This window comes from Stutzerimonas sp. LR2 (assembly GCF_055755175.1).
Window position 1 is genome coordinate 1,246,323 of sequence record NZ_JBVTRR010000001.1, and the last position, 12,918, is coordinate 1,259,240.

The window sequence follows — 12,918 nt, forward strand, 5'->3', positions numbered from 1 at the left end:
GTTAGTCAGGGCTGAGCGCGCAGGCGGCCGAGCAGTTCCTGGGTGGGATGACCGTCGGCGGGCCAGCCGAGGCGCTGCTGGAAGCCGCGGATGGCCTTGCGCGTATTGGCACCGATGATGCCGTCCGGGGTGCCGGGGTCGAAGCCCTGAGCGACAAGGCGCTCCTGCAGCTCCAGGCGCTCCGAACGGCTGAGCGGCTGCTCGCCACGCGGCCAACTACCCGCCACCTGGCCCTTGCCCTGGAAGCTCTCGGACAGCAGCCCGATGGCCAGCGCGTAGGCCGAGGAGTTGTTGTAACGCAGGATCGCGCGGAAATTGTCCATGATCAGGAATGCCGGACCACGGTGTCCGGCTGGCAGCAGCAGGCTGGCATTGGCTTCGTCTCGTCCGCTGGGCAGGTCGCGTAGGCCGAGGCGGCGCCATTCCGCCAGTGGCTTGCGGATCTCGTTGTCGGCCAGGGCGTAGTCGAAGCCGCTGGGCAGTTGCACCTCGAAGCCCCAGGGCTGACCTTGCTTCCAGCCAGAGGCCTGCAGGTAGTGTGCGGCGGACGCCAGGGCGTCGGCCGAGCTGTTCCAGATGTCGCGCTTGCCGTCACCGTCGAAGTCCACCGCATGGGTGTTATAGGTGGTCGGGATGAATTGCGTCTGACCCATGGCGCCAGCCCAGGAACCGCGCATCTGCTGCGGTGACACGTCGCCGTGCTGGAGGATCTCCAGCGCCGCGATCAGCTGGCTCTTGGCAAAGGCCGGGCGGCGCCCTTCATGGGCGAGGGTGGCCAGCGAGCGGATCACCGACTTGTCGCCCATGATCTGGCCGAAACTGCTCTCAAGGCCCCAGACGGCGACCAGGGTCTCACGATCGACGCCGTAGCGTGCCTCGATGCGGTCCAGGGTTGCGGCGTGCTCGTTCAACAGGCGCTGTCCGCTGCGGACCCGCTGGGGTGAAATCGCGCTTTCCAGATATTGCCAGACCGGGCGCGTGAACTCCGGCTGGCTGCGATCGGCTTCGATTACCGCCGGATCGGGCTGCACCCCGGCGAAGGCGCGGTCGAAGGTGGCGGCGGAAATGCCCGCTGCCAGGGCCTCTGCACGGAACTGCTCGCGCCACTGGCTGAAGCTGAGATGCGTGGCTTCTGCTGGCGCGTCGACGACGGCATTGTCGCTACGCTGACCGGAGGGGGCGGCCGCGTTGCCGACAAGAGAAGACTGCGCGAGGGGTTCGGCGGCACAGGCGACCACCAGGCTCATCGCCGAGGCGGCGACCAGCGTTCGCAGCAGCAGAACGGGAACGAAGGTGTAATACATGCACCACTCTCGAAAGGTGTCGTCGGCCGCTGACATTATCACGCTTTCGGGGTGTTGGGTTTTCAGGCCGTCAGAAGGACCGAAGCCTCCCAGTTGGTGGACTGGGAGGCTTCGCGGCGGTAGCTGCCTTTGCCTTTCTTGGGCGTTTCCTGGCGCTGGCGGAACAGCGGTTGCGCGACCAGCCGTTTGGCCTTGTTCGGCCGCTTCTTGCGTGTGCTCATGATGTATCCCTCAGGTAGCCCGGCATCGGGCGAGGGCATCATAGGGCTTGTACAAAAAATGTCCAGCAGGCGGCGATGTCAGCCCGCGCCCAGCCGGCGGCCGCTCAGCTGCAGGCAGATATTGGCCAGCCCGATCCAGGGGTCGCCTTCGGCCTGGCCCTTGATCTGCTCGTCGATGCGCTGTGCAGCCATCAGCAAGCGGCTCCAGCCTGCGGCGTCGTGCCGTTGCAGTGCCTTGGAGACCAGCGGGCGTCGTTTGTCCCAGACCGGTGGGCGGGCCTGGCTGAAGGCGCGATCGAGCGGAACGCCCTGGCCATACTGCTGGGAGATGTTGGCCAACAGGCGCAGCTCGCGCGCCAATGCCCAGAGGATCACTGGTGCCTCCACGCCCTCGCCGTGCAAGCCCTCGAGCATGTGCAGCGCATGAGCGGCCTGCCCCTGGAGCGCCGCGTCGATGAGGCCGAAGACGTCGTAGCGGGCGCTGTCGGCGACGGCGGCTTGCACGGTATCGGCGCTGATCTGACCGGCGTCGGCCAGCAGTTTCAGCTTCTCGATTTCCTGGGCGGCGGCCAGCAGATTGCCTTCGACTCTCGCGGCGATCAGCTCGACGGCTTCCTGGTCAGCGGACAGGCCGACCTGGGGCAATCGCTGGCGGATCCATTGCGGTAGCTGCGCGGCATCCACCGGCCAGATCTGCAGGAACTGCACGTCCTTGCCTTCGATCAGCGCCTTGGCCCACTTGGTCTTCTGCGTACTGCCGTCGAGCTTGGGCAGGCTGATCAACAGCACCGTGTCGTCGGCCGGGCGCGCCAGGTAGTCCAGTAGCGCCGCGGCGCCCTTGTCCCCTGGCTTGCCGTTGGGAATGCGCAACTCGATCAGCCGTTTTTCCGCGAACAGCGACAGGCTGGCGCCAGCCTCGATGAGCTGGCCCCAGTCGAAGCCGGTCTCGACATGAAAGACCTGGCGCTCACTGAACCCCTGTGCGCGAGTAGCCGCGCGAATCGCATCGCAGGCTTCCTGGCACAGCAGATGCTCGTCGCCACAGACCACGTAGACGGGCGCGAGACTGCCTTGCAGGTGCTTGCCGAGTTGGGCGGGGGAGAGCTTCATGGGCAGAAGACGGGGGCGCTACGGCCCCCGTGCAGGCTCAGCGGACGGGTAGCTGGATGGGCGACTGCTGCGGTTGCGCGTCCTGGGCGCGGCGGGCGGCTTCGACGGCCTCCGCCTCGGCGCGTGCCTTGGCTTCGGCTTCCTGCTGCAGGCGGTCGAGCTGTGACGGCGTGATGCGCTGGATACGCAGGGCGAGCTGCTGCAGCAGTTCGCGGCGCATTTCCTGGCGCAGCTGGTCGCCTTCCTGGGACGAGCCGATCAGGTTGTTGCTGTCGTGCACGTAGACCTTCTGCACCTCGATGCTGTCTTCGAGCAACAGCAGGTTCTGCGGGCCGCGGAATTCGTAATCGAGAGTGCTGGTCAGCTCGTACTCGGCGCTGCGTGCCGAGCTGGTGTAGCTGGCGGTGCGCTGGCGGGTCTGCTCGCGGGCCAGGTTGAGGCTGTACTTGGCAGCCGGAGTGACGCGTACGCCGTTGCTCTTGAGCAGGTCTTCGAGCTGCTGCACCGTTTCGCCGTAGCTGTTACGCGCTTGCAGGTTGACTTCCTTGAGGCCGAACTCGACATCGCCGGTGCCGCGCAGCTGGAAGCCGCAGGCGCTCAGCAGCAGCGTCAGGCCCAGCACCATCAGGTTCCGTGTGTTCATCTTGTTATCCCCTTGCAGGCCCGGCGCATGCGCCGGGGCCGAATCAGTTAGCGACGATATTGACCAGTTTGCCCGGCACCACGATGACCTTGCGAATGGTCAGGCCTTCGGTGAAGCGCAGCACGTTCTCGTTGCCACGGGCGGCGGCCTCGACTTCCTCGCGAGTGGCGGCGGCCGGTACTTCGATCTGACCGCGCAGCTTGCCGTTGACCTGCACCACCAGGGTCAGGCTGTCCTGCACCAGGGCGGATTCGTCGACCTTCGGCCATGAGGCATCGATGATCGCGCCCTGCTTGCCGAGTTGCTGCCAGAGTTCGTGAGAAATATGCGGCGTGATCGGCGCGAGCAGCAGGGCGACGGTTTCCAGTCCTTCCTGCAGCAGCGCGCGGTCCTGTGCGTTGGCGGTCGGGGCCTTTTCCAGCACGTTCATCAGCGTCATCACCTGGGCAATGGCGGTGTTGAATTTGTGGTGCTGGCCGACATCGACACTGGCCTGTTTGATCGCAAGGTGAATCGCCCGGCGCACGGCCTTCTGCTCGTCGTTCAGACTGGCGGTGTCCAGCGCGCCTGCGACGCCTGCGCTGACATGTGCATGCGCCAGACGCCAGACCCGGCGCAGGAAGCGGCTCGCGCCCTCGACGCCGGAGTCGGACCACTCCAGGCTCATGTCCGGCGGCGAGGCGAACATCATGAACAGGCGGCAGGTGTCGGCGCCATAGGCATCGATCATGGCCTGCGGGTCGACGCCGTTGTTCTTCGACTTGGACATCTTCTCGGTGCCGCCGATTTCCACCGGCAGGCCGTCGGTCTTGAGCCTGGCGCCGATGACCTTGGCCTTGGCGTCACGCTCGACCTCGACGTCGGCCGGGTTGAACCAGTCCTTGCCGCCGTTTTCCAGGGTGCGGTAGTAGGTCTCGGCGACCACCATGCCCTGGGTCAGCAGGTTCTTGAACGGCTCATTCGAAGACACCAGCCCTTCGTCGCGCATCAGCTTGTGGAAGAAGCGCGCATAGAGCAGGTGCAGGATGGCGTGTTCGATACCGCCGATGTACTGATCCACCGGCAGCCAGTGGTTGGCCGCCTGCGGGTCGACCATGCCCTTGTCATAGTTCGGGCTGGCGTAGCGGGCGAAGTACCAGGACGACTCGACGAAGGTGTCCATGGTGTCGGTTTCGCGCTTGGCCGGTGCGCCGCATTTCGGGCAGGTGCATTCGTAGAACTCGGGCATCCTGGCCAGCGGCGAGCCGGCGCCATCCGGCACCACGTCTTCGGGCAGCACCACCGGCAGCTGGTCTTCCGGCACTGGCACATCGCCACAGCTGTCGCAATGGATGATCGGGATCGGGCAGCCCCAGTAGCGCTGGCGGCTGATGCCCCAGTCGCGCAGGCGGAACTGGGTACGCGCCTGGCCGAGGCCCTTCTTCTGCAGCGCCACTTCGATGGCATCGAAGGCGCCTTCGAAATCCAGGCCGTCGTAGATGCCGGAGTTGATCAGTTGGCCGTGCTCGCCGTAGGCGTCCTGCCAGGGGGCGGGTGTCTCGTCGCCGGCACTGGTGCGTACCACCGGCTTGATCGGCAGGCCGTACTTGCTGGCGAATTCGAAGTCGCGCTCGTCATGCGCCGGCACGGCCATGACCGCGCCCTCGCCGTAGTTCATCAGCACGTAGTTGGCGACCCATACCGGCAGCAGTTCGCCGGTCAGCGGGTGCTGCACGCGCAGGGAAGTGGCCAGGCCCTTCTTCTCCTGGGTGGCGATGTCGGCTTCGGCAACGCCGCCGCGCTTGCACTCATCGATGAAGGTCTGCAGCTCGGGGTTGTGCTGCGCCGCCAGGGTGGCCAGCGGATGCTCGGCGGCGACGGCCACGTAGGTCGCACCCATCAGCGTATCGGGGCGGGTGGTGAAGACTTTCATCACACCTTCGTTGCCGATGCTGGCGACGTCGTAGGGGAAGCTGATCTCCATGCCGCGCGACTTGCCGATCCAGTTGCGCTGCATGGTCTTGACCTGCTCGGGCCAGCCGTCCAGCTCGTCCAGACTCTCCAGCAGCTCATCCGCGTAGGCGGTGATCTTGAAGTAGTACATCGGGATTTCGCGCTTCTCGATCAGCGCGCCCGAACGCCAGCCACGGCCGTCGATGACCTGCTCGTTGGCCAGCACGGTCTGGTCGACCGGGTCCCAGTTCACCGTGCCGTTCTTGCGGTAGATCACGCCCTTCTCGAACAGGCGGGTGAACAGCCACTGTTCCCAGCGGTAGTAGTCCGGCTTGCAGGTGGTGACTTCGCGCGACCAGTCGATGGCCAGGCCCAGGCTTTTCAGCTGGGCCTTCATGTAGGCGATGTTCTCGTAAGTCCATTTGGCCGGCGCCACCTGGTTCTTCATCGCGGCGTTTTCGGCCGGCATGCCGAAGGCGTCCCAGCCCATCGGTTGCAGCACGTTCTTGCCCTGCATGCGCTGGTAGCGGGCGATCACGTCGCCGATGGTGTAGTTGCGCACGTGGCCCATGTGCAGCTTGCCGCTGGGGTAGGGGAACATCGACAGGCAATAGAAGGTGTCCTTGCCGGGCTGTTCGCTCACTTCAAAGGATTTCTGCGAATCCCAGTGGGATTGCGCGGCGGCTTCGATCTCGCGGGGCTGATACTGTTCGTGCATGGCTACTGGCGTTGGGTAGGGGCTGGCTCTCCGCGAATGCGCTGGCGCAGGCGCGGCAGGCAGGTCCGAAGGACCCTGTGCAAACGCGACCCGGCGGGTGGCGGGCGGAGGCATGGAAGCGCCGTAGCATACATGACCCCCCGCAGCCTAGGGAAACCCGATTTGCCGTCAGCGCCTTGGGTTCCGTCCGTCGTGTCCGGCTTGAGCGGGCCAGGCTGAGCTACGCTTGATCCAGGGGCGGGACGAACGTGAGGTGAGGTAGATGGACAGAGAGCCGCGAGCGGAGGACAGCAGTCTATATGCACGGGTGCTGCAGCGCTTGACGTCGGCGCTGCAGGAGGCGGAGCGAAGCGCGTCCGGTGAGGCGGATGTCGCCGGCGAGCTCGAGGTGCGCGGGCTGACCCCCGCCGAGTTCGAGTTGATCCGTGCCTATCTCCAGCGCGATTCCCAGTGGCTTTCCGGCTGGCATGCCGCCGCCGAGGAACAGGCCCATCTCACGCGCCAGGCAATGCGACCCGCCGTACGCGGGGGTAGTCGCCAGCGACATGGCATGCGCCCCAGGCATGCCCCCTTGCATCTGCAGCAAACTCTGAGCTGCGCCCTGTGCAATGCCGAGGTGAGCTGGCCGGAAGGTGCCGGGCCTGCGGCATGCCCGGCATGCGGTTCACAGTTGCTGCGTGCCCGGCAACGGCTGCACACCTACCCGCGTCATTGAGCTCAGCCTGCGCCGACAAATCGGCTGACAGCCGCTAGAGTGTCGTCCTTTGCCGGAGAGCTGGGATGCCGATTCGTTATTTCTTCAAGCAACTGCTGTTGCCACCAGGTGTGCTGTTGCTTCTGTTGCTGCTGGGCTGGTGGCTGCGCCGCCGCTCGCCAAGGCTGGCGGCGCTGTGTTTCGTCACCGGCTTCACCGGGCTCTGGTTGATGAGCTTGCCGATCGTCGTCGAATGGACGGCGCGCGCGGTGGAGCGCGAGCCGGCACTGGTGGAGGCACGCTGGTCGCAACTGAGCGGGCAAGCCGGGGCCATTGTGGTGCTGGGCGCGGGCCGGGAGCAGAACGATCCGGCCTGGGGCGGCGATCAGCCGGGCTACACCGCGCTGGAGCGCCTGCGCTATGCGGCACGACTGGCCAAGGCCAGCGGGCTGCCGATTCTCACCAGTGGCGGTCTGCATTACGGGCAGCCGCCCAGCGAGGCCATGCTCGGTGCGGAGGTGCTGCAGCGCGACTTCGGCGTGGCCACGCGCTGGCTCGAGGAGCGCAGCCGGACCACCTGGGAGAATGCCCTGTTCAGCGCCGAGATGCTGCGCGCCGCCGGCGTCGAGCGGGTGGTGCTGGTCACCTCGGCCGCACATATGCCGCGCTCGCGCTGGTGCTTCGAGCAGAACGGCATCGAGGTGATCGCCGCGCCCGTCGGCTTTATGGGCGGGCACAACGCGCGTCCGCTCAATGGCTGGCTGCCGGAATCCAAGGCGTTCTGGCAGAACGGCCTGCTGCTCAACGAAGTGGTGGGGATGGCGGTGTACCCGCTGGTTTATCGCTCGGCGAACGAATGAGCGGCATGCTTTCTCCCAGTCGCAGGGACACAGAGTGTCCCTATGCGGACTTGCGTCTGACCAGTGCCCAGCCGAGCAGCAACGCGCATACCGCGATCAGCGGCCAGGAGCGCCAGCGCAGGTAGGGCGTAAGCCCCTGCATCGGCGTGACCTCGCCATACAGCACGGCCTGTTCGAACTGCGGAATCTGCTCGGTGATGCGCCCATAGGGGTCGATCAGCACGGTGATGCCGTTGTTGGTCGCGCGGATCATCCAGCGTCCGGCCTCCAGCGCGCGCATCTGCGCCATCTGCAGGTGCTGCAGCGGGCCGATGGAGCGTCCGAACCAGGCATCGTTGCTCACCGTCAGCAGCAGGTCGCTCTGCGCCGCGAGGCCCGCGGCGAACTCCGGATAGACCACCTCATAGCAGATGTAGGGCGCGATCTGCAGGCCTCTGGCTTGCAGCAGCGGCTGGCCGGGTTCGCCGCGGGCGAAGTCGGACATTGGCAGGTCGAAGAAGGCGATCAGCCCGCGCAACAGTTCCTGCAGCGGCACGTACTCGCCGAACGGCACCAGCTTCTGCTTGAGGTAGGTGCCGGCACCCTCGCCAGCGGTGGTCAGGCCGTTGTAGTAGCGCAGCTCGCCATCGGCGTTGGGCTGGCGGACCGGCACACCGGTGATCAGCGCCGATCCGCGCTGCTCGGCGAAGCCAGCCATCATCGCCAGGTAACCTTCGGCGTGTTCCTTGAGGATCGGCACGGCGGTTTCCGGCCAGACGATCAAGTCCGCCGGGCGGCTGCGAAAGGTCACGTCGCGGTACAACAGCAGCTGCATCTCCAGCTTCTTGGGGTCCCACTTCATGCTCTGCTCGACGTTGCCCTGTACCGCAACCACGCTCAGGGGGGTGCCCTTGTCCTGGGTCCAGGCGCGATCCTTGAGCGCCAGGCCGGTCAGCCAGGGGGCGATCAACAACAGGATGCCAGCCGCCAGACGCGGCTTGTCGGCACGCAGCCGCGGCAGCGCGACGAGCAGGGTGGCGCTCAGGGCGATGGCGAAGCTCAGCAGCCAGACGCCGCCCACCGGCGCCAGACCGGATAGCGGGCCGTCGAGCTGACTGTAGCCGATATAGAGCCAGGGAAAGCCGGTGAGCAGCCAGCCACGCAGGGCGTCGAAGGCCAGCCAGAGCGCGGTGAAGGCCAGCGCGTCACCGAGCGCCGAATGGCGATTGCGCAGCAGCCGCACCCAGAGCCAGCCGAGCAGGGCGAAGAACAGCGCCAGGCCGGCGACGAAGCCGAGCGTCAGCAGCCCGGCCAATGGCGGCGACGCCGCACCGAAGTCATGGATGCTGACGTAGACCCAGCTGACGCCCGAGGCGAACAGGCCGAAGCCGTAGCACCAGCCGCGTTGCGCCGCCTGTTTAGGCCCGGTTTCGCGCAGCCCGAGGTAGAGCAGTGCCACCGACAACAGGGCCAGCGGCCAGATGTCGAAGGGGGCCAGAGAAAGCGTGGTCAGCGTGCCGGCCAGTAGCGCCAGCAGATTGCCCGGCCAGCCGGGGCGGGTGAACCAGTGCATGGGGTTTCCTTGGGCGGGGATTGCGGCGCAGGCTAAGGGCAACGAGGCGATCGGGCAAGCTGGCCGATCGCTTGCCGCCCGCGGGCGGGCGGCAAGTCGCAGGTCAAGCGCTTTCCAGACGGCTCAGGCGCAGCATGTGCACGCGGCGGCTGTCGGCGTTCAATACGCGAACGCGGAAACCGTCGATCTCGGTCACCTCGTTGCGCTTGGGCAGATGGCCAAAGGTGCTCATCACCAGGCCGGCAACGGTATCGAACTCGTCGTCGGGGAAGGCGCTGCCGAAGTACTCGTTGAAGCTGTCGATCGGCGTCAGCGCCTTGACCAGAAAGTCGCCGCTGGGCAGCGGTCGGATATAACTGTCTTCCTCGACGTCGTGCTCGTCCTCGATATCGCCGACGATCTGCTCGAGCACGTCTTCGATGGTCACCAGGCCGGCCACGCCGCCGTATTCGTCAATGACGATGGCCATGTGGTTGTGGTTGGCGCGGAACTCGCGCAACAGCACATTGAGGCGCTTGGATTCGGGCACGAAGGTGGCCGGGCGCAGCAGGTCCTTGATATCGAAGTTCTGCTGGTCCTCCTTGAGGATCAGCGGCAGCAGATCCTTGGCCAGCAGCACGCCGATCACCTCGTCGAGGCTCTCGCCGACGACCGGATAGCGCGAATGCGCAGCAGCGATGATGGCGGGGAGGAATTCGCGTGGAGACTGGTCGGCCTTGATGCTGATCACCTGCGACCGCGGCACCATGATGTCGCGTACCTGCAGGTCGGCGACCTGGATGGCGCCTTCGACGATGGCCAGCGCCTCGTTGTCGAGCAGCTTGTTCTGGTGGGCCTCGCGCAGGATCTCCAGCAGCTCCTGGCGATTCTTGGGTTCATGGGCAAAAGCCTGGGTGATTCTTTCCAGCCAGGTCTTCTGCCCGCTGATCGATCGATCTTCGCTCATGTCGTTGACTCAAGAGTCCTTGCAAATGCCCGTTTCGGGCGAATCTTCAGCATAGGGGTCGGGGTGCCCCAGTTCAGCCAGCAGCTGGCGCTCAAGCGCTTCCATCTCCTCGGCTTCGGCATCTTCGATGTGATCGTAGCCGAGCAGATGCAGGCAACCATGGATGACCAGATGCGCCCAGTGCGCGTCGAGGGCCTTGCCCTGTTCCGCTGCCTCGCGCTCGACCACCGGCACGCAGATGACCAGGTCGCCGAGCAGCGGAATGTCGAGAAATTCGTCCGGCACATCGGCCGGGAACGACAGCACGTTGGTGGCGTAGTCCTTCTGACGCCAGGTGCGGTTGAGCTCGCGGCCTTCCTCCTCGTCGACCAGGCGAATGGTCAGCTCGGAGTCGCCACTGCGCTGACGCAGCGCCAGTTCGCACCAGCGCTGCAGGTCCGCCGCAGCGGGCGCGGCGCCAGTGCTGGCGCACTGCAGATCGAGTTCAATCACCGGCGGCATCCTGCGCGGCGCGCTTGCTGCCCGGCGACTGACGATCCTCGAACGACTCGTACGCCTCGACGATGCGCTGCACCAGCGGGTGGCGCACCACGTCCTTGGGCTTGAAGTGGGTGAAGCTGATGCCGTTGACGTCCTTGAGCACCTCGATGACGTGCGCCAGGCCACTCTTGGTGCCACGCGGCAGGTCGACCTGGGTGATGTCGCCGGTGATCACGGCGGTGGAGCCGAAGCCGATCCGGGTCAGGAACATTTTCATCTGCTCCTGGGTGGTGTTCTGGCTCTCATCGAGGATGATGAAGCTGTTGTTCAGCGTACGCCCGCGCATGTAGGCCAGCGGAGCGATCTCGATCACCTGCTTCTCGATCAGCCGCGCCACGTACTCGAAGCCGAGCATTTCGTAGAGCGCGTCGTACAGTGGGCGCAGGTAGGGGTCGATCTTCTGCGCCAGGTCGCCCGGCAGGAAGCCGAGCTTCTCGCCGGCTTCCACCGCCGGGCGCACCAGCAGGATGCGGCGCACCTGCTCGCGTTCCAGCGCGTCCACCGCGCAGGCGACCGCCAGGTAGGTCTTGCCGGTACCGGCCGGGCCCACGCCGAAATTGATGTCGTTGTCGAGGATGGCCTTGACGTAGCGCTGCTGGTTGGCGCCACGCGGGCGGATCATGCCCTTCTTGGTGCGCAGCGCCACGCCCTGCTGGGCGTTCGGGTTGGCCAGTTCCTCCATGCCGGATTCCTGCAGGTACAGGTGCACCATGTCCGGAGACAGCTCGGTGGTCTTGGTCTCGCGGTACAGGCGGCGCAGGAGGTTCTCGGCGGACTTGGCCACGTTGCTCGGGCCGACCAGTTCGAACTGGTTGCCGCGGTTGCGGATTTCCAGCTCCAGGCGTTGTTCGATCAGGCGCAGATGCTCGTCGAACTGGCCGCAGAGGTTGGCGAAGCGACGGGCTTCAAAGGGTTCGAGGGTGAAACGATGCGGTTCTATGGGTGCGTTCAAGGGCTTTTATATGTGGCCGTGATCGGCGAAGTGGTGAGGGAAAGAATAGCGCTGCGGGCGCAATGCGGAAAGCACAGTCGGGCAGCCGGTCGCAGCGCCGATGCAATCACACCGGCCCGCGACCGTCACTCTCAAGATAGCAGGCTGCCACGCAGCGAGTGTGGCAGCGCATCGTCGATGTGAACGTCGACGAACTGGCCGATCAGTCGCGGGTTGTCGCAGCGGAAGTTGACGATGCGATTGTGCTCGGTACGGCCCTGCAGCATGCCGGGGTCCTTTTTCGAGTAGTCGCTGACCAGGATGCGCTGCGTGGTGCCGACCATTCGTCGGCTGTTCTCGAAGCCCTGCTGGTTGATGCGCTGCTGCAGGATCGCCAGGCGCTGTTTCTTGACCTCCTCCGGTGTGTCGTCGGCGAGGTCCGCCGCCGGGGTGCCGGGACGAGCGCTGTAGACGAAGGAGTAGGAGAAGTCGAAGCCGACGTCCTCGATCAGCTTCATGGTCTGTTCGAAGTCCTTGTCCGTCTCGCCGGGGAAGCCGACGATGAAGTCCGAGCTGATCAGGATGTCCGGGACCGCGGCCTTCAGGCGGCGGATGCGCGACTTGTATTCCAGCGCGGTGTGGTTGCGCTTCATCGCTGCGAGGATGCGGTCGGAACCGGCCTGCACCGGCAGGTGCAGGTATTTCACCAGCTGCGGGATGTCCGCGTGGGCCTGGATGATGGCGTCGGAGAATTCCAGCGGATGACTGGTGGTGTAGCGGATGCGTCCGATGCCATCGATCGCTGCCACTGCATGCAGCAGGTCGGCGAAGTCGTGGCCGTCGTGGCGATAGCCGTTGACGTTCTGCCCCAGCAGGGTGACTTCCTTAACGCCGTTCTCGGCCAGGTGAACGATCTCCGCCAGCACATCGGCCAGCGGCCGGCTGACTTCTTCGCCGCGGGTGTAGGGCACCACACAGAAGGTGCAGTACTTGCTGCAGCCTTCCATGACCGAAACATAGGCGCTGGGGCCGTCGACGCGCGGCTCGGGCAGGCGGTCGAACTTCTCGATCTCGGGGAAGGAAATATCCACCTGCGGCGTCCTGGTGGTGCGCGCGGCATCGATCATTTCCGGCAGGCGGTGCAGTGTCTGCGGGCCGAACACCACATCGACATAGGGCGCGCGGTCGCGGATCGCCGCGCCTTCCTGGCTGGCGACGCAGCCACCGACGCCGATCACCAGCTGCGGATTGTCCTGTTTCAGTTCGCGCCAGCGGCCCAGCTGGGAAAAGACCTTTTCCTGGGCCTTTTCGCGTATCGAGCAGGTATTGAGCAGGATCACGTCGGCTTCTGCCGGATTCTCAGTGATCTCCATGGCCTGGTGTTCGCCCAGCAGGTCCACCATGCGCGAGCTGTCGTACTCGTTCATCTGGCAGCCATGGGTTTCGATGAAAAGCTTGCGGGTCATG

12 protein-coding genes are annotated in these 12,918 nt (G+C 65.5%); 2 read left to right on the plus strand and 10 right to left on the minus strand.

The window, feature by feature from the left end; genetic code table 11:
- Positions 1–5: 5 nt before the first annotated feature.
- From ACVRRC_RS05725 to leuS, 5 genes are all read right to left on the minus strand, one after another.
- A complete protein-coding gene (locus ACVRRC_RS05725) occupies positions 6–1,304 on the minus strand; it encodes a lytic murein transglycosylase (RefSeq protein WP_043942270.1) in 1,299 nt (432 codons plus the stop codon).
- 62 nt (positions 1,305–1,366) lie between these two features.
- Positions 1,367–1,525 carry an alternative ribosome rescue factor ArfA gene (arfA, locus tag ACVRRC_RS05730; RefSeq protein WP_013984167.1) on the minus strand — a complete coding sequence of 53 codons (159 nt, stop codon included), beginning with the start codon at positions 1,523–1,525 and terminating at the stop codon, positions 1,367–1,369.
- Between the two features lie 78 nt (positions 1,526–1,603).
- Positions 1,604–2,635 (minus strand): DNA polymerase III subunit delta, encoded by a 1,032-nt coding sequence (gene holA, locus ACVRRC_RS05735; protein ID WP_472996729.1) that lies wholly within the window; start codon positions 2,633–2,635, stop codon positions 1,604–1,606.
- Positions 2,636–2,672: 37 nt separating this feature from the next.
- A complete protein-coding gene (locus tag ACVRRC_RS05740) occupies positions 2,673–3,278 on the minus strand; it encodes an LPS-assembly lipoprotein LptE (protein WP_045633635.1) in 606 nt (201 codons plus the stop codon).
- Between the two features lie 43 nt (positions 3,279–3,321).
- A complete protein-coding gene (gene leuS / locus ACVRRC_RS05745; protein ID WP_045633634.1) occupies positions 3,322–5,928 on the minus strand; it encodes a leucine--tRNA ligase in 2,607 nt (868 codons plus the stop codon).
- 262 nt (positions 5,929–6,190) lie between these two features.
- Between leuS and ACVRRC_RS05750 the strand changes: the two genes are divergently transcribed.
- On the plus strand, positions 6,191–6,643 hold the full coding sequence (locus ACVRRC_RS05750; RefSeq protein WP_011914775.1) for a TFIIB-type zinc ribbon-containing protein: 453 nt from the start codon (positions 6,191–6,193) through the stop codon (positions 6,641–6,643).
- Positions 6,644–6,708: 65 nt separating this feature from the next.
- Positions 6,709–7,482 carry a YdcF family protein gene (locus ACVRRC_RS05755; protein ID WP_014597823.1) on the plus strand — a complete coding sequence of 258 codons (774 nt, stop codon included), beginning with the start codon at positions 6,709–6,711 and terminating at the stop codon, positions 7,480–7,482.
- Positions 7,483–7,522: 40 nt separating this feature from the next.
- Here the strand turns inward: ACVRRC_RS05755 and lnt are convergent, their stop codons facing one another.
- The 5 genes from lnt to miaB all read right to left on the minus strand — a co-directional run bounded on the left by lnt (position 7,523) and on the right by miaB (position 12,917).
- Positions 7,523–9,034 carry an apolipoprotein N-acyltransferase gene (gene lnt, locus ACVRRC_RS05760; RefSeq protein ID WP_186416236.1) on the minus strand — a complete coding sequence of 504 codons (1,512 nt, stop codon included), beginning with the start codon at positions 9,032–9,034 and terminating at the stop codon, positions 7,523–7,525.
- Between the two features lie 103 nt (positions 9,035–9,137).
- Complete coding sequence (locus tag ACVRRC_RS05765; RefSeq protein WP_011914772.1) at positions 9,138–9,980, minus strand: HlyC/CorC family transporter; 843 nt, start codon at positions 9,978–9,980, stop codon at positions 9,138–9,140.
- 9 nt (positions 9,981–9,989) lie between these two features.
- Complete coding sequence (ybeY, locus tag ACVRRC_RS05770) at positions 9,990–10,472, minus strand: rRNA maturation RNase YbeY (protein ID WP_045633641.1); 483 nt, start codon at positions 10,470–10,472, stop codon at positions 9,990–9,992.
- Complete coding sequence (locus tag ACVRRC_RS05775) at positions 10,465–11,472, minus strand: PhoH family protein (RefSeq protein ID WP_017246529.1); 1,008 nt, start codon at positions 11,470–11,472, stop codon at positions 10,465–10,467. The genes ybeY and ACVRRC_RS05775 overlap by 8 nt, the downstream gene beginning before the upstream one ends.
- 131 nt (positions 11,473–11,603) lie before the next feature.
- A complete protein-coding gene (gene miaB, locus ACVRRC_RS05780; protein WP_013984158.1) occupies positions 11,604–12,917 on the minus strand; it encodes a tRNA (N6-isopentenyl adenosine(37)-C2)-methylthiotransferase MiaB in 1,314 nt (437 codons plus the stop codon).
- Position 12,918: the final 1 nt, after the last annotated feature.

Bases quoted from the DNA above. Each gene is read 5' to 3' on its own strand.
- ACVRRC_RS05725 (WP_043942270.1), bottom strand. From the start codon at position 1,304: ATGTATTACACCTTCGTTCCCGTTCTGCTGCTGCGAACGCTGGTCGCC.
- arfA (WP_013984167.1), bottom strand. From the start codon at position 1,525: ATGAGCACACGCAAGAAGCGGCCGAACAAGGCCAAACGGCTGGTCGCG.
- holA (WP_472996729.1), bottom strand. From the start codon at position 2,635: ATGAAGCTCTCCCCCGCCCAACTCGGCAAGCACCTGCAAGGCAGTCTC.
- ACVRRC_RS05740 (WP_045633635.1), bottom strand. From the start codon at position 3,278: ATGAACACACGGAACCTGATGGTGCTGGGCCTGACGCTGCTGCTGAGC.
- leuS (WP_045633634.1), bottom strand. From the start codon at position 5,928: ATGCACGAACAGTATCAGCCCCGCGAGATCGAAGCCGCCGCGCAATCC.
- ACVRRC_RS05750 (WP_011914775.1), top strand. From the start codon at position 6,191: ATGGACAGAGAGCCGCGAGCGGAGGACAGCAGTCTATATGCACGGGTG.
- ACVRRC_RS05755 (WP_014597823.1), top strand. From the start codon at position 6,709: ATGCCGATTCGTTATTTCTTCAAGCAACTGCTGTTGCCACCAGGTGTG.
- lnt (WP_186416236.1), bottom strand. From the start codon at position 9,034: ATGCACTGGTTCACCCGCCCCGGCTGGCCGGGCAATCTGCTGGCGCTA.
- ACVRRC_RS05765 (WP_011914772.1), bottom strand. From the start codon at position 9,980: ATGAGCGAAGATCGATCGATCAGCGGGCAGAAGACCTGGCTGGAAAGA.
- miaB (WP_013984158.1), bottom strand. From the start codon at position 12,917: ATGACCCGCAAGCTTTTCATCGAAACCCATGGCTGCCAGATGAACGAG.